This window comes from Dolichospermum compactum NIES-806, assembly GCF_002368115.1.
Taxonomy (GTDB): Bacteria; Cyanobacteriota; Cyanobacteriia; order Cyanobacteriales; family Nostocaceae; genus Dolichospermum; species Dolichospermum compactum.
In genome coordinates this window covers 1,049,504-1,065,295 of the sequence record NZ_AP018316.1, presented here as the reverse complement: position 1 = coordinate 1,065,295, position 15,792 = coordinate 1,049,504, and the positions used below count along the sequence as shown (strand labels likewise).

Annotated in this window: 12 protein-coding genes, 1 tRNA gene and 1 pseudogene; 2 read left to right on the top strand and 12 right to left on the bottom strand. The window is 39.2% G+C overall.

Features of this window, described 5'->3' with window-relative positions; genetic code table 11:
• Positions 1-2: 2 nt before the first annotated feature.
• The 11 genes from CA730_RS05055 to CA730_RS05000 all read right to left on the bottom strand — a co-directional run bounded on the left by CA730_RS05055 (position 3) and on the right by CA730_RS05000 (position 12,761).
• Entirely contained in the window at positions 3-830 is an 828-nt protein-coding gene (locus CA730_RS05055; protein WP_096664759.1) for a class I SAM-dependent methyltransferase, read from the bottom strand.
• 232 nt (positions 831-1,062) lie between these two features.
• Positions 1,063-1,965, bottom strand: coding sequence for an HAD family hydrolase (locus tag CA730_RS05050; RefSeq protein ID WP_096664756.1), 903 nt, complete (start codon positions 1,963-1,965; stop codon positions 1,063-1,065).
• Positions 1,966-2,023: 58 nt separating this feature from the next.
• Positions 2,024-2,839, bottom strand: coding sequence for an FkbM family methyltransferase (locus CA730_RS05045; RefSeq protein WP_197705500.1), 816 nt, complete (start codon positions 2,837-2,839; stop codon positions 2,024-2,026).
• 86 nt (positions 2,840-2,925) lie between these two features.
• Positions 2,926-4,245: a flippase gene (locus tag CA730_RS05040; RefSeq protein ID WP_096664753.1), complete on the bottom strand. Its 1,320-nt coding sequence runs from the start codon at positions 4,243-4,245 to the stop codon at positions 2,926-2,928.
• Between the two features lie 51 nt (positions 4,246-4,296).
• Positions 4,297-4,887: a hypothetical protein gene (locus CA730_RS05035; RefSeq protein WP_096664750.1), complete on the bottom strand. Its 591-nt coding sequence runs from the start codon at positions 4,885-4,887 to the stop codon at positions 4,297-4,299.
• Positions 4,888-4,989: 102 nt separating this feature from the next.
• A complete protein-coding gene (locus CA730_RS05030) occupies positions 4,990-5,838 on the bottom strand; it encodes a Uma2 family endonuclease (protein WP_096664747.1) in 849 nt (282 codons plus the stop codon).
• 79 nt (positions 5,839-5,917) lie between these two features.
• The gene (locus CA730_RS05025; protein ID WP_096664743.1) at positions 5,918-6,490 is read right to left on the bottom strand and encodes a Uma2 family endonuclease; all 573 of its coding nucleotides are present in this window, start codon (positions 6,488-6,490) and stop codon (positions 5,918-5,920) included.
• Positions 6,491-6,813: 323 nt separating this feature from the next.
• A complete protein-coding gene (locus CA730_RS05015; protein WP_096664737.1) occupies positions 6,814-7,386 on the bottom strand; it encodes a Uma2 family endonuclease in 573 nt (190 codons plus the stop codon).
• Between the two features lie 524 nt (positions 7,387-7,910).
• The gene (locus tag CA730_RS05010) at positions 7,911-10,103 is read right to left on the bottom strand and encodes a GumC family protein (RefSeq protein ID WP_096664734.1); all 2,193 of its coding nucleotides are present in this window, start codon (positions 10,101-10,103) and stop codon (positions 7,911-7,913) included.
• A 247-nt stretch (positions 10,104-10,350) separates the two neighbouring features.
• Positions 10,351-11,346, bottom strand: a complete 996-nt coding sequence (galE, locus tag CA730_RS05005; RefSeq protein ID WP_096664731.1) for a UDP-glucose 4-epimerase GalE — start codon at positions 11,344-11,346, stop codon at positions 10,351-10,353.
• Entirely contained in the window at positions 11,343-12,761 is a 1,419-nt protein-coding gene (locus tag CA730_RS05000) for a sugar transferase (protein ID WP_172891157.1), read from the bottom strand. The genes galE and CA730_RS05000 overlap by 4 nt, the downstream gene beginning before the upstream one ends.
• A gap of 864 nt (positions 12,762-13,625) precedes the next feature.
• Between CA730_RS05000 and CA730_RS04995 the strand changes: the two genes are divergently transcribed.
• Positions 13,626-14,723, top strand: coding sequence for a tocopherol cyclase family protein (locus tag CA730_RS04995; protein WP_096664725.1), 1,098 nt, complete (start codon positions 13,626-13,628; stop codon positions 14,721-14,723).
• A gap of 33 nt (positions 14,724-14,756) precedes the next feature.
• Positions 14,757-14,830 (top strand) — tRNA-Arg (locus CA730_RS04990).
• A 113-nt stretch (positions 14,831-14,943) separates the two neighbouring features.
• On the opposite strand, the pseudogene tnpA reads toward CA730_RS04990, so the two are convergent.
• A pseudogene (gene tnpA, locus CA730_RS04985) lies at positions 14,944-15,349 on the bottom strand (IS200/IS605 family transposase).
• Positions 15,350-15,792 lie beyond the last annotated feature (443 nt).

Sequence of the window (15,792 nt, the reverse complement as noted above, 5' to 3'; positions counted from 1 at the left end):
TTTTAATTGTGTCTAATTCGACCGAAAACAGGTTTTAGTATAGACTTAGATACTTCACAAATAGGGAATATAAAATAAGACATTTTTTCAAAGATTCTTGTTTGTCTCCATTTTTTTTGTCGATCATTTTTTCTAAAAATTTGAGCGTGATTAGCACCAGTTACTGTTCCTATATAATCACATCCCAGCATAGGAGCAATGAATCGAAAGCTATACCGAAAGTGAAAGACATGAGGCAAATGGCATTTGATAACAGGGTAGAAGCAATTTGCTGTAATAACATACCCACCAACTTTAGTCGAGTCTAACAATTGAGAAAAAACATTTAATGGATCTGATACATGCTCTAACACATCCTGTGCAATTATAACATCCGCAGATTCAGGAAGTTTGGGTATGTATTCTAAGTTCTTATAAGGTTCTGCTAGATGTTTTGAAATTTTCTTGGGATATGGTTCAACAATCTTAACTTCCGCTTTTAGGCACATCGCAGCAATTTTTCTCGCTAGAGAACCATATCCACCGCCAAAATCCACAACTAAGTGAGGTTCGATTTTCGCAACCCATTGAGAAATAGATTCTCTGTGTTGTTTAGAAACGGAATCACATTCAGTAAATATGCCATTAAGAAGCCATACAGGGGATGCGTAAAACAATGAAACCGCAAGCTCATCGTCTTGTCGATAACCAGCCGAACAATCATCCCATGCTTCATCCATTAGCTTCCAAACATCTTCAATTTTTAAGTCCTTTCCAGAGAAAGAACTTAGATAATTTAATTCTTGCAAGTCTAAAATTTGACTATTAATATCTTGACACAAAATTCTCATTTGCTAAAAAATCCTTAATTGAATGTTTGGTAAGGGAAATGATCGGTGTGAAAGGCTTTTATCTATTATTAGATGTACAGAATCCAGAAGAGCATAAAACAATTCAGTTTCAGTGCCAGTCAAATTCCTGTAATTTCTCATAAAAAGATTCCGATCCGTAATAGTCGAATAGAAAAATTTCGCCTGCTCCCCCTGCTTCCCTTCACCCGATTCTTATTTATTCAGATGCGTTTCACTTGGAAATCATTTTTTTTATTTTTCGCTTTACCCTGTCAATTAATGGCGTAGAAAATACAGTGTCATCTGCCAGAATATCAGCTTTTTTATCGTTGATCATAAAAGGCGGATGTACTAAGGGAAAATTAACTTCCTCAACGGAAAGATTAGAAAGTTTATCATCACTATTTTTAGTGTGTGTAGCAGATTCACCGAATCCGATATTGGATATAAGGTTCACATTAGGTGTGATGCTAAGAAAGTTGTTGATTAAACAAGCAAATGTCCACTGGTAGTCCCATGTTTCAGCTTTTCCATCATAAGTATTTTGGAATATTTTTTCCCAGTATTTTACCGATTTCTTACTTGGCAGAATATTTTCCAGCCAACTGCCATTTTTAATTTCTGTCCACAAGCTCGTCTCTAGATCATAATACCTCCATGCTCTTTTCCAAGTTGCCCAACCCCAAATATATGGATATTTTGAAAAGTAATAACTATATGGGCTGGTTTTGTGTCCAATTAGATTATTTCCAGAAATAACAGCAACCCTGTTATCGTCTCGATAGCGATCTAAAAGTTCCTCACAGAAAGGAAAAAAACTAGGGTGAGGTAAACAATCATCTTCAAGAATAATAGCTTCCTCTACCTGTTCAAATACCCATGTAATTCCTGTAGGTGGTCTTTTTTCACACCCAAGATTTGTATCGGAATAATTAGTCAATACCTCACATTCCCAATCCACACTGTCAATAATCGCCCTTGCAGCAGCACATTTTTCTGCTTCTCCCGGACGGTCCGCACGGGGTCCATCTGCAATTACCAAAAGCTTGGAAGGTTTAGCCTGACGAATTGCTTCAAATACTCTTTTGGTTGTATCAGGACGGTTAAATATAATAAATGCAACTGGAGTTTTCATATAAAAGCGGCTGGTAAATTAGGTTAACTTAAATTCGCTCTAGAAACTCTACTTTAGGCTAAGATCGTTTCAGAGCGACAATATTCTGATACGCATATATTTCACAAATAACAGGGCTATATTTTCTGATTGGCAATAGCTTACCACCAGGTAAAAGTCTATAAAAGTCAAAATTGTCAAGTAAGTCCCAAAAGTCTTTAAATGTCGAGTGACTAATAATGTTCATTTCATTGAACTCAAACTGAACTGCATTTATCTTGCCATCTCGTAGTAATTGCCTTGCTCCCATTAGACATTTTAATTCATTGCCTTCTGTATCTATTTTAAGCAAGTCAATTGAGTGAACGTTGTTTTCTAGGCAAAAATGGTCAAGCATAACAACATCAACAGTGTGAGAAACAGATTTTTTATGATGGATATCTTCAATTACCCCTTGGTAAATTGATGCATGACAACTACCATCTCTCTCCTCATAGTCATACAATTTGATTTGTTCAAACTTATCGCCTACAGCATTTTTGAATACACTAGCACTTTCACCAACTAATTTTTCTAATTTTACAAAGTTTTGAGGATGAGGCTCAAAAGCATAGATTTTCGAGTGTGGAAACATCTTCAAAATATCATTTGAGTAATTCCCAACATTAGCACCAACATCAAATATCACAGGTTCTTTAAATATTGACAAGTATTTTTTTAACCAATTCAGTTCTCCAGACAAATATTTTGTTTCGTAGTTGAGTACACCAAGCCCTCTTAACGATAAATAAAAAAGCAGTGTATTTAGTTTTCTGAAGTAAGGTGAAGAGAATACATAAGCCCAAATAGAAAATACACAATTCCAAAATGTAAAATTTCCATTGCTTCTAAACACGATTGTTCACTCCTAAATATTAGAAAAAAATCTTGTAATGCTTCCTAATGCTTCCTATTCTATCAGTTTCTATCAGTGTTTTTAAACTAACCAAAAGGTATAAGGCACTTAATCTGAAGATAAAATAATTTTCTGGTTTTTGGATGAGTGGCATTACTAAAAAAAGCAGCAAATGCTTGAGAAATAACAGTAGCGATCGCAGCACCAATACCACCATAACTGGGAATTAAAAGAAAGTTTAGCACAACGTTTACAACCGCCCCAATCAGAGTTCGATGAAATGAAAACTCAGTTAAACCTTCCGCTATAAACCAAGGTGATGTGGCTACCCCCATAAATACAAATAAAGAAGCCCAAATATGAATTGCTAATATCTTTCCAGCTTCGGCGTAACCATTACCAAAAAGTATTGTAATTAGTTTAAAAGACATCAAAGACATCGGCACAGAAATTACAAGAGAAATCAACACTAGCATTCTGATCAACTGTTTTATTCGTTGATAATATAGTGCTTCACTTACCTCTTTAGCAGCATAAATTGTGGGCGCAACTGAAGAAACTATAGCTGTAGGAATAAAATACCAAACCTCAGAAATACGAGTTGCAGCTGAATAAAGACCTACAGCTTTGTCACCAACCATTTGTCCTAGCATGATCTGGTCAATTCTCATGTAAATCATGATAGTTACACCAGACAAGATCAAAGGCCAACTTTCCTTGAGAAGCGTCTTAGCTAATGGCAGACTCCAAGGCCACAACCAAGGTGAATAACCCCTAACTCTGTAGGATATGATCAAACCGATCGCACCTAAACCTATCTCTCCTAATGCCGCCCAAGCGAAAGCAATTAATGGAGCATGAATGCTGATGAGAATAACTTTTACTAAGGTAATAACAACAAAAGCTGTATTTTTAGCAATTACAGTATATTTTGACTGTACTTGAGATTGAAACCATAGATCAATTGTGTCAAAAGCTTGAAAAATCCCTACAGATGACAAAATCGCCACCAGAGAAATAGTCAAGCTGTCATCATGACGTACCACCATAATACAGCTAACAGCTAATACTAAAGCTGCAATCCCACCAAGCAATTTGAGCCAGAAAGCTGTCCCTAAAATTTCCGCTCTCTTCTCAGGCTCACGCACAATAGAACGGACTACTATGGCATCTAAACCGAGGGTTGAAAGGGTACTAAATAAAGCTACAAAAGCAGTAGCGTAGTTAAAAACCCCAAACTGTTGTACTCCTAAGTAGCGAGCGACCCAAACCCCCACAAATAACCCCACACCCATGCGAAGGATGCGGTCTGCAAATAACCAACCTGTATTTGCAATAATTCCTCTTAGTTTATCACTTGATTTAAGAAATGACAACTTTTTTTTGAAATTTAATTTACTTAGCATGAGCCAATTTTCATTTTGGGCATATTTTCTAGCATAAAGAACTAACTAAAACTAACCTTGTCCAAAAACGAAGTTAAGTCCGGCAAATAATTTATCTAAATTAGATATACTATACTCTTGGATATTTTGAATAAAATTCTGTTCTCGCAGTTGTCCAAATTCCCATATTTTACCATTAGAAACAATACCATATAATAATTGTTCCGGTTGATTATTTAGCTTCTGAGCAGCAATTAATTCGGCTAAACATTGTCCCCAACCTTCCTCAAAGTTGTCTTTTTTAGCTTCTACTAATATTAAATAAGGAGAATCAAAAACAATTTTACCTCTAGGCGATCTTTTAGCAACAATATAATCAGGGATACCTGATAGTCTTTCATCAAAATTTAATGGCTGATGACTCCATATTAATAACTTATCTTTATACTTTTGCCAAATTTCAATTAAAATAGGGAAAATAACTCCTTCACAAATGGCATACTCTGAGTTAAATACAACTCCTTCCCGTAAAACCAATTCAAAACGATTACGAAAGTAATCATCAATCTCTAAGGGATTTTCTTGGATGAAATTCTCTTCTTGATAAGTTAAAGGAAAATCCTCTAAGACTTGGGCAATATTTTTGTACTGATTATAAGACATGATTTTGCTATTTGGGGAGTATGGTTTGTATGCCGGGTTATTTCATTCTAGATTTTGCCAATGGTGATTTTAGAGAAAATCTTGATAGTTTTTTCGATTCTACTAGAATTCATGGGGATTTATTCCCTTTGCCCGTAATTGTGCCAGCAACTTTTCCATTCTCTGTTGTTCTTGTGCTAGTAATAATTCTGCTCCCTCTGCTCTTTGTTGTGCCTCTTGAGCTTGCTGTTGTGCTTCTTGAGCTTGCTGTTGTGCTTCCTGAGCTTGCTGTTGTGCTTCCTGAGCTTGCTGTTGTGCTTCCTGAGCCAGTTCATGCTCCGTAGGTAAAAGAACCCCATCCAAAGTTGCCCACCGACACCAAACAGTATCGGCATAGCCAAACACCCCCGACCACTGCACTAAGGCTAACCCTAACTGCTTACTAACCAGTCTATTTTGGGCATCGGGAATTATCGGTTCATAACCATCACTGCCCATACTAAACCCAGCAAAATCACTGGGATTAAAGGGATCAAACCAGAAATACTCTGGTACTCGCAGCCGTTTTTGGTAAATTTCTTTTTTCTCTGTTTTATCCCGCGACGCGGTGCTTGCAGACAGTAACTCTACTACTACATCTGGACTTTTACCCTCTTCCCAAGTTACCCAGCATTTACGCTCACCTTTGGGAACATCTAGCACGGCAAACATATCTGGACCGCGAAAATCGTGATTTTTTAATTGATGGGGGCTAAAATAAACAAACATATTTCCGCCCACAAAGGCATTGCGATCGCGTAGCCAATATGACAAAGGATCAACTAGTAAATCCATTTGCAGTTTATGGCGGTAAGTCTCCATGGGAATGCCATCATCGTAGAGTAATTCGTCTTGTGTCGGCGGCTTAACAAAATCTGGTGATAAACTATCTATCTGTGGGTTATTTAGTTTAGGCAATGTTGATTCAGTCATACTATCCTGCGATGGCATCCCCATAGGGACTAATTTAACATTGGTAGCGAGGAGATAACTTCTCTAAGGTATTGCTTGATTAAGCCATTCTCAACCAGCCAAATACATCATCAACAGTTAATTTTAACTCTACTCCTGCCAATACAGGCAGAACATCGGTTTTTTCCATCAGTATTGGTTGGCGATCGCACAAAAATACTAGAATACTTAAATCATCAGGATCAAGAAACCATCCTAATTTACATCCATGCTCCATACAATACAAGATATTGCCAATCACTTTATTTGATTTCTGTTCAGGAGAGAGAATCTCAATTACCCAATCGGGAGACTGTTCAAATCTATCTGGGACTTCTCCACTGCTAAGGAAAGGAATATGTTCCCATGTGAAAACTGCTATATCAGGAACAATTGAACGATTACCAAAGCTACACCTGAGTTCAGGAAAAGCATAGGCAATTTTTTCAGATTCACTCACCAAATTAATTTCGCTGCTAAGTTTCCCTTGCAGTCGGCTGTGTCTTCCTTTAGGCATGGGTTTTTGAATAATATCTCCAGCCAAGAACTCTGACGCAGGCTTGGTCTCCGGCATCATTAAGAACTTTTCTAATGTAATATCTTTTGTAATATCTTTTACGGCACTGATGGTCATATATTTATGATTGGGGTAGCCGACTGTGGAAATCGTTTAAGGGAACACCAAAAAATAAGTTACGCTTTTCGGCGTTGCTGATTAAGGGTATGAATTTCAGTCTCACGCAAAGGCGCAAACGTAAGATTTTTAAAGGTTCAATTTGGAAATTTCATACCTCGATTCAGCAACGCCCCCTTTTCAAACATCCTCTAAGAGAACTCCACAAAAAAGATGAACTGCTTGTATTATTAGCAGGCAAGATGCCTGCACTACAAGGAATTTTGGGATATTTTTTTATTGGAAGTCTCTAAGATTCTTATCTTATCCAATATATTGCTTAGTTAAGCCATTTTCAACCAGCCAAATACATGATCAACAGTTAATTTTAACTCTATTCCTGCCAATGCAGGCAGAATATCGGTTTTTTCCATTAGTATTGGTTGGCGATCGCACAAAAATACTAGAATACTTAAATCATCAGGATCAAGAAACCATCCTAATTTACATCCATGCTCTATACAATACAAGATATTGCCAATCACTTTATTTGATTTCTGTTCAGGAGAAAGAATCTCAATTACCCAATCGGGAGACTGTTCAAATCTATCTGGGACTTCTCCACTGCTAAGGAAAGGGATATGTTCCCATGTAAAAACTGCTATATCAGGAACAATTGAACGATTACCAAAACTACACCTCAATTCAGGGAAAGCATAAGCTAACTTCCCCTTTTTTGTAATCTGATTAATTCCATTACATAATTCGTACTGTAAACAACTGTGTCTTCCTTTAGGGATAGGTTTTTGAATAATATTTCCATCCAAGAACTCTAATGCAGGCTTGGTCTCCGGCATCATTAAGAACTTTTCTAATGTAATATCTTTTGTAATATCTTTTACGGCACTGATGGTCATATATTTATGATTGGGGTAGCCGACTGTGGAAATCGTTTAAGGGAACACCAAAAAATAAGTTACCCTTTTCAAACATCCTCTAAGAGAACTCCACAAAAAAGATGAACTGCTTGTATTATTAGCAGGCAAGATGCCTGCACTACAAGAAATTTTGGGATATTTTTTTATTGGAAGTCTCTAAGATTCTTATCTTATCCAATATATTGCTTAGTTAAGCCATTTTCAACCAGCCAAATACATGATCAACAGTTAATTTTAACTCTATTCCTGCCAATGCAGGCAGAATATCGGTTTTTTCTATCAGTATTGGTTGGCGATCTCAGATATTGTTTCGAGGGTTACACCATAATTAGACATAGCTTTCCCCTGCTCCGGCCTTCCCAATTACGAGGAGGTTGCGAGGGAGGAACCGAGATCAAAAGACCATCAAAGCTCAACTCCTAAAACACAGATAATTCAAGTTGTTTTTCAGGGGTACTAAGTAGGTTAGCATTGAAAACCGTCGTTATGGCAAGGGGCAAGCCTTACCGCACATTAGCTTGCGATCGCTTCTCCTTACTTACTACTTTTTCGCCGTAATAATCCTTATACTTATAATAACCACCATAACCATTTTCCTCACTAATACCATTGACGACCATTCCCAGAGTAGGCACTCTCGCCTGCTCAAGTAATGACTTCGCAGATTTTACCGCTGAATATTCCACAAATCCAGGTCGAACAACCAGCAATAACCCATCTACGTACTTGCCAACTATCATTGGATCAGTGACAGCAGTTAATGGTGGCGTGTCAATAATTATAAAATCATATTCACGCCTTGCTTCTTCAATTAAGTCAGCCATGCGCTGGGAATCCAAAAGTGTGACTGGGCTGGGTGGAGTTCTTCCTGCTGGTAATATATGCACTTGGGGAGATACTTCCTGGACAGCATTTTTTAACTGCACCTGACCAGCTAGGACATTGCTTAGTCCCAATAAATTATGTATTTCCCAAATGCTTTGTTGACGGGGACGACGCATATCGGCATCCACTAATAGCACTCTTCGTCCTGGCTGGGCGGCGGCTGCTAACGCTAAATTTGCCGCTACGAAAGATTTACCCTCTCCAGGTATGGAACTAGTCAGCAAAATTACCCGTAATTCTTTGTCAGATAGGGTGAATCCCAGGTTAGTCTGGAGCATTTCAAAGGATGTACTGACTGGTGAATAGGGGTTATTCAACACAGGCAACTCTTGCCGACCTTCCTGGGGATTCTTGGGATTTTTTCCAATATATAGGGGAATTGTCCCCAGTAAAGGAAAGCCCAACAGCCGATTGGCTTCTTCAATATTTTTGAGGGATTGATTCATGGATTCCAACACCAAGGCTGTTCCTGCACCCAAAATAATTCCTAAAAATCCGCCTAGTGCTAAGTTGAGGGGTATCTTGGGAGAAACGGGACGCTCAGGAACTAAAGCCTCAGATATAATCCGTGAATTACCGACATTCTGATTCTCCAATACTTCAATGAACTGGAATTGCTTGAGGAGTTCTTGATAGGTGAGTTGTGCTACGGTTAACTGCCGCTGTAGCTGTAGTTGTTGTTGTTCCAGGCGAGGCAAACTATCCAAACGTCTTCTGTTAACTATAAATACCCTTTGCAGTTCCTCTACTTGTTTTGTTAATGCTAACCTTTCTACCTCTGATTTGACAAGGTCTTGAGTTAGTGATTGTTTGAGTTCTCCTATGTGCAAGTTCTGTTTGGGTAGGGATTCGGAACTACCAACGGTCTGGGCAACTCGCTCTTTGAGTACGTTTTTCAGGGATGCCTCTTTCATGACTAAATCCACGACTTTTGGATTGTCATTGGTGTAAAGACTTCGTGCTATTGCTAGTTCAGATTGTGTTTTTTGGTATTCTGTAAGTACCTGTTGTACACCAGGGGATTGACTTAAACTACTGAGATCAACAGCCTGTTGCGTACCCAATTTCATTTCATTCTGTAAGGCTACAGAACGAGTCAAGACCGCCGCTAATTCCCCTTGGCTTTTTGTAATTGCTTCATCTAATTTTCCTAGAGATTCTAAGCCGGTTTTGGCTTCTACATCCAGAGCGACTACTCGATTGTTTTCTTTAAACCTACGCAGGTTCATTTCTGCTTTTGTAACTCGTTTCTCAACCTCTGGTAATTGCTTAGATAAAAATTCTCGCGCTGATCTAGCTTCTGTACGATTGGTGCGAACATTACTCTCTAGGTAATATTTCATGATGGAATTTACCACCTTGGCTGCTTCCTGGGGATTTGTACTCCTGTAAGAAAGCTGCATGACATCCGTACCTCGGATAGTTTTCAGCTTCAATTTTTTGAGAAAAACTTCTAAGGAAAGCTGTTTGCCTTGATCATCAGTTAACTTCAGGGTGGTAATAGTTTTGTTAACAATGGGGTAGGAACGAATGATCTCGGATTCTGTATCTACTGGGTTGCTGAGGTTTGTCAGTGCGCCCAGTTCTCCCATCTGTTGGGAGAGACTTGTGAGTGATGAAGCACCACTTTTTTTAGTGAAAACCAATTTCCCTTCTGACTCGTAAACTGGTTTTGTTGAGTAAGTGACAAGGGCTGTGACTCCGAAGACAACTGCAAAGACGATTGATGCCATAGGCCAACGTCCTTTGAATATTAGCCAGTATTGTTGGATGTCAATAGAGGAATCTTGGTCTTCTTGGTTAATGGACATAAATTAATTTAAGAAAATATACTAAGTATAGGACTTACGCGCTTTACAAATTGTAGATCATCTTTTTGGACAAAAACTTCAATTATTCCACGTTTTGGGCGTTTAACTTTTGTAAAATAGCGATCGCCTATTAGGCAGCTTAATTATACTTGATAACATAAAACTCAGTAAACAATGCTCTTTTCTCACTATTTGACAAATTGAAGAGTTTTCCCAGTTGCACCCCAGGAAGTCTAATCGAATAGGTTCATGAAACTCTGCTCAGTAAAACTTTGCTTCTTTCCCAAGCGAGAAAGCTAGAGATGATATTATCTAGGTTATTATACTTGGGTTGCCAATTCAATACCTGTTTGATTTTTTCTGCATCAGCGGTAACACAGGCTGGATCTCCAGGACGACGCGCCACTTCAATGACGGGAAAATTTACTCCAGCAATTATCTTGACCCGTTCCACAACTTGTCTGACACTATAACCTTTTCCATAGCCACAATTAAGAATTTGACTTTCACCATCCTGTTCTAGATAGCGTAACCCATCAACATGGGCTGCGGCTAGGTCTTCAACATGGATATAATCTCTAATTCCTGTCCCATCTGGGGTGGGGAAATCATTGCCAAATATCTTGAATTCTGGTTGGCGTTTCAGGGCTGCATTACAAGCACTGGCAATTAAATGAGTTGCATTGCTTGAGTTTTGTCCGATTCTACCACCAGGGTCTGCTCCCGCAACGTTAAAATAACGGAGAATTACATACCGCAGCCGAGATGCCATTCCGTAGTCTTGAATCATCCATTCGCTCATCAGTTTGGAGCGACCGTAGGGGTTAATGGGCAGGGTAGGAGTAAGCTCTGTGACGGGATTTTCTCTAGGTTCGCCGTAAACTGCGGCTGTACTGGAAAATATCAACTGGTTAACCCCCATGATACTACAGCAACGCAGTAAGTTCAGAGTATTCCGGGTGTTGTTGGCGTAGTAATCAAGGGGTTGGGCAACGGATTCTGGTACAACTAGACTGGCGGCAAAATGCAGCACTGCACTAAATTGATATTTGCCAAAGACTTGGTAAAGGCGGTCTATATCTCCTAAGTCGCCAACAATTAGCTGACCATGAAGTACGGCTTGCGCTACTCCTGTAGAACAATTGTCATATACAACCACATCATAGCCAGCCTCACCTAGTTGACGCACGACGTGGGAACCAATATAGCCGGCACCTCCTGTCACCAAGACTTTTTGATTCATCTGCCTTTACCTAATAAAACAACTCTGATGGTTTTCAAGACTATGACTATATCCAACCATAAGGAATAGTTTTTGATGTAGTAAAGGTCGTAAGCCAGTTTTTCATAGGCATCTTCTAGAGAAGATCCGTAGGGATAAAGCACTTGGGCCCAACCAGTAATTCCTGGTTTGACTAGATAACGCATTTCGTAATAAGGAATTGCTTCTTTGAGCTTGACATCAAACTCTGGCCTTTCTGGACGTGGACCAATCAGACTCATTTCTCCACGCAAAACATTCCAAATTTGGGGGAGTTCATCAATTCGCAGAACTCGTAGCCAATATCCTACTCTGGTAATGCGGGGGTCACGTTGACTGGCCCATTGTGCGCCTCTTTTTTCCGCGTCTTGATACATTGAACGGAATTTGTAAACCCGAAATGGTTTACCATACAATCCTGTTCGTAATTGACTATAAAAAATTGGGACTGGACTATCTAATTTGATGATCAGTCCTACAAATATCATGATTGGCGACACCAGCACAGACAATAGACCAGTAACGATTATATCCGTAACCCGTTTGATTTTGAGTCTGTCACCACAAAATACGAGGTTAAACCCACTACTAAAGGCAAACCACTCATCCTCAAGTAGAGATGAGGGAAGTTTGTAGCATAGAGTTTCCCAAATATCAGGTAGACGGTACACGGGAATCCCTTTTAGTCGGAGTTGCATGAGACTCTGCACTTGTTGATCAGAGAGACTTATTTGAGTTCCTACTACTACTCCCGATAAGGGTTGATGACTCCAATATGATAAATCATTGAGAGATCCTTCATGACTTAATTGGGGTTCGATTTCTGCTAATTCAGGGATATGTTGACCAGTTTCCGTCAGGATCACTAATCGCCCCAATGGATTTTGGGTTAAGAACATTTGGGCAAATTTTATGGCATGATTGTTGGCTCCTAGCATTAACCAACGACTTTGTTGGGCTTGCGATCGCCACCAATTAAATGCCCATATTCTTAAGATCATTGCCCAGATAGTAAAGATTCCCAGGTTAACTAGTAATATACCCCGCATCCCCACTGGATCACGTTCCCAGTTTCCCGATAGATTAATTAACACGGAAGTGATGATGGCAACTATTAAACTGCTAATCAGGATGCGAGTCGGAGCTTGTAACCCAGCAATTTCTTTCTCTGGATGGTATGTATCTAACAAATACATTCCTGTTAAAGTCAGTATTATGAATCCATATACAAATGGATCAAATCCTGTCAATGGATGATCCAGAGTCTCGTAAGAACTAATTCCTAAACAGACAAATAGGCCAAAAACATCTCCCATTATCAGAAATATAGAGATAAAGCGTGGGAGTTTTACTAACTGAATACGGACCCTATTAGTCTCAAATCCTATCTCTAGCATAAGTATTTTTTGTTAGCTTGGCTTGTAAAAACATGAATTTGTAAATCAATACCTTTCCTTGCACTTAAGGTAAGTTATGAACAAAAAAAGATAGTTTAAAAGAGATAACATACAACTGTACAACAAACCCTGTTTCTTATCAGTATTCCCAAATAGAAACACTTTACTACACTGTGAAGTATTACAACAGTTAGTGAGTAAGTCTTAAATACATTTGTTTAATCAATGCCTTGTCCAAATTGAAAAAAGTCTTGATTTGTAGGTTGGGTTGAGGCACGTTCACGTTCGCGGAGCGTGGCGTTAGCCATAACCCAACAAATGCGTCGGGTTAAGCGACAGCGCAACCCGACCTACAAAAAATAGACAAGGTATTGACAGGCTAAACTTACCTGCGTAGGTTTGAAAACCTTGATTTTGTATTGATCCAAGTATCCCTTACGGCACTGAAGGAATAAGTGAAATTTGTCTGTGTAGTAGCGTTACGGGGGCGTGCCGTAGTCTATCTTGTATTCGCCATAAACTTGTTAAATACCCTCTAAAGTTCCTAACCGTTGGATTTTAGACTCAACGATAAAAAGTGGGACAGCATTAGCTTGAGTTAGTCCGAGACTTATCAACCTAAACTTTGTCCTGAAAATAGGACTAAGTACCATCGCGGAATGTGGAGTATGGTTGATAGAATGTCTTTTCGTGATACGAGGATCTAATTTTTATTTTTGATTGACATTTCTTGTTCAGTAATTACAGATGATGACCCTTAAAATAAGGAATATGGAGTGAATTTCAGTGATTGCCTGTCGTCCCATTTTAATCCAAAGTTTCCCAATTGCCAATACCCATAAATAAATAATGTAAACCTAACCTATGCTGAATATTCCCAAGAGTCTCCTTAATTTCACCCAAACTCCCCATAGCGGCTATCATTGGGATGGGAGCGATCGCCGTTTTTTTGAGGGCTGGTATTACCGTGTCACATTGCCCGAAATTAGACAAACTATCGCCTTCATGTACTCCATCGAAGATCCCATTGGCAATCAGCCCTACAGCGGTGGTGCGGCCCAAATTCTGGGCATAAATGATGAATACCTCTGTCGCACTTTTCCTGATGTCAACAAGTTCTGGGCGAGTCGGGATGTTTTAGGATTAGGACACTGGGGAAAAACCAACTTACAAGTTCCACCTTTATACCTTATTCCCCGTGAATTTACTTACTATATCCCAGAAGGCTATCAAGCCACAGCTACCTTAAATCAAGGCATAATTACAGATCCTACCAATGGTAATTATTGCCGATGGGAGTATGCAATTCAACCCCTATACGCATGGGGAAATCAAAATAGTCTTCAGCAATCAACCGCCGGTTGGTTATCATTTTCTCAGATATTTGAACCTGGTTGGCAAATTTTAATGGCTCATGGTTTAGCCAGCGGTTGGATAGATTGGCATGGTAAAATCTATGAGTTCACAAATGCCCCAGCTTACTCAGAAAAAAATTGGGGTGGTGCTTTTCCCCAAAAATGGTTTTGGCTAAACTGTAATGCCTTTATCAATCAACCAGACTTAGCTTTAACAGCCGGTGGCGGCAAACGTGGTGTATTATGGTGGATGGAATCAGTGGCGATGATTGGTATCCACCACCAAGGTAAGTTTTATGAATTTGTTCCCTGGAACTCAGAGGTAACATGGCAAATTCAGCCCTGGGGTAGATGGCAAATGCAAGCCAAAAACCTCAAATACGAAATTGAACTGACAGGAACTACCCATCTTCCCGGTACACCCTTGCGCGCACCTACAACTAATGGTTTAACTTTTTGTTGTCGAGATACCATGCAAGGAGAAATAAACTTAGAATTGCGAGAACTTAATGGCGGCAAATCTCAGGTTATCCTGAATGCAAGTAGTAATCTATGCGGGTTAGAAGTTGGTGGTGATGATTGGGATGATTGTTGGCGATCGCAATAAAAATACTGCTATTATAATACTTACGTCATCCTTGGGGTTGTAGCTCAGTTGGATAGAGCGAGCGCCTCCTAAGCGCTAGGCCGTGCGTTCGATCCGCACCAATCCCATTTTTATAAGGGAAATGCCGAAAACCCTTGAAGATGTAGCTTCCTAAGTCAGCTAAATCTGTGCTTTAGACAAGGGATGAAAGCTAGTTGCTTTCCTTTATCCTGCATTGACGTTAATCGCGTTGCTGTTCAATATATTTCTTAACCGTTTCTGTGCAGATATTCCCAGGGGTACTAACAAAATAGCTTGGTGTCCACAGCGTAGGTATTTTTAAAAGTTCGGGAAATTCTTTCCTAAGATGATGAGATGCTCTCCCCTTGATTTTCCTCATAATGCTAGATGGATCATCGGTTGGCTTCACATTTAAAAACAGATGGACATGATCCGGCATAATCTCCATAGTAATAATTTTCCACCTATTCTCCATAACCAACTCGCAAATAATTTGCTGTAACCTCTGGTGCAATAGCACCTACCAGGACTTTTTTCCGCCGCTTAGGAATGAAGACAAAGTGATAATTTAGCAGTGAAACTGCGTTGCTTTCGTGCCTGTACTCATCTGGAGAAAACTTAGCCATAACCTTAAAGTATTTACTTGCTATTTGTATATAGCTATTGTTTAATCAAAAAAAGAAACAACAGGAGGGATTTATATTTGCTAACAAATTATGTATATAAGCTACGTCCTAATATTAGACAGTCCAATAAAATGGATAGTTGGCTAGATATGCTCCAGTCTACTTACAATTAGAGCTTGGCTGACAGAATAGCTCAATACAACCAGCAAAATATCCAAAGTGACTACTGCGACATCAGGACTAAAGCAGAAGCTTGTCCATTAACTTGTTTTGTCAGTAAAAATAGTGCAAGTGGAGAGCCGTAGAAGGATGCTAAAACCGACAAAAAAGGCAACCTCAAAAACCCTCGACGCAGTGCTGGTGATATTCAAATAACAGCATTACCATATCTAAAGAAAGCTAGACCTTGGTTTGCTGAAATTGATTCCACAGTTCTACAGCAA

Excerpts from the sequence above, each read along its gene's own strand:
- CA730_RS05055 (WP_096664759.1), bottom strand. The coding sequence starts at position 830 with ATGAGAATTTTGTGTCAAGATATTAATAGTCAAATTTTAGACTTGCAA.
- CA730_RS05050 (WP_096664756.1), bottom strand. The coding sequence starts at position 1,965 with ATGAAAACTCCAGTTGCATTTATTATATTTAACCGTCCTGATACAACC.
- CA730_RS05040 (WP_096664753.1), bottom strand. The coding sequence starts at position 4,245 with ATGCTAAGTAAATTAAATTTCAAAAAAAAGTTGTCATTTCTTAAATCA.
- CA730_RS05035 (WP_096664750.1), bottom strand. The coding sequence starts at position 4,887 with ATGTCTTATAATCAGTACAAAAATATTGCCCAAGTCTTAGAGGATTTT.
- CA730_RS05030 (WP_096664747.1), bottom strand. The coding sequence starts at position 5,838 with ATGACTGAATCAACATTGCCTAAACTAAATAACCCACAGATAGATAGT.
- CA730_RS05025 (WP_096664743.1), bottom strand. The coding sequence starts at position 6,490 with ATGACCATCAGTGCCGTAAAAGATATTACAAAAGATATTACATTAGAA.
- CA730_RS05015 (WP_096664737.1), bottom strand. The coding sequence starts at position 7,386 with ATGACCATCAGTGCCGTAAAAGATATTACAAAAGATATTACATTAGAA.
- CA730_RS05010 (WP_096664734.1), bottom strand. The coding sequence starts at position 10,103 with ATGTCCATTAACCAAGAAGACCAAGATTCCTCTATTGACATCCAACAA.
- galE (WP_096664731.1), bottom strand. The coding sequence starts at position 11,346 with ATGAATCAAAAAGTCTTGGTGACAGGAGGTGCCGGCTATATTGGTTCC.
- CA730_RS05000 (WP_172891157.1), bottom strand. The coding sequence starts at position 12,761 with ATGCTAGAGATAGGATTTGAGACTAATAGGGTCCGTATTCAGTTAGTA.
- CA730_RS04995 (WP_096664725.1), top strand. The coding sequence starts at position 13,626 with ATGCTGAATATTCCCAAGAGTCTCCTTAATTTCACCCAAACTCCCCAT.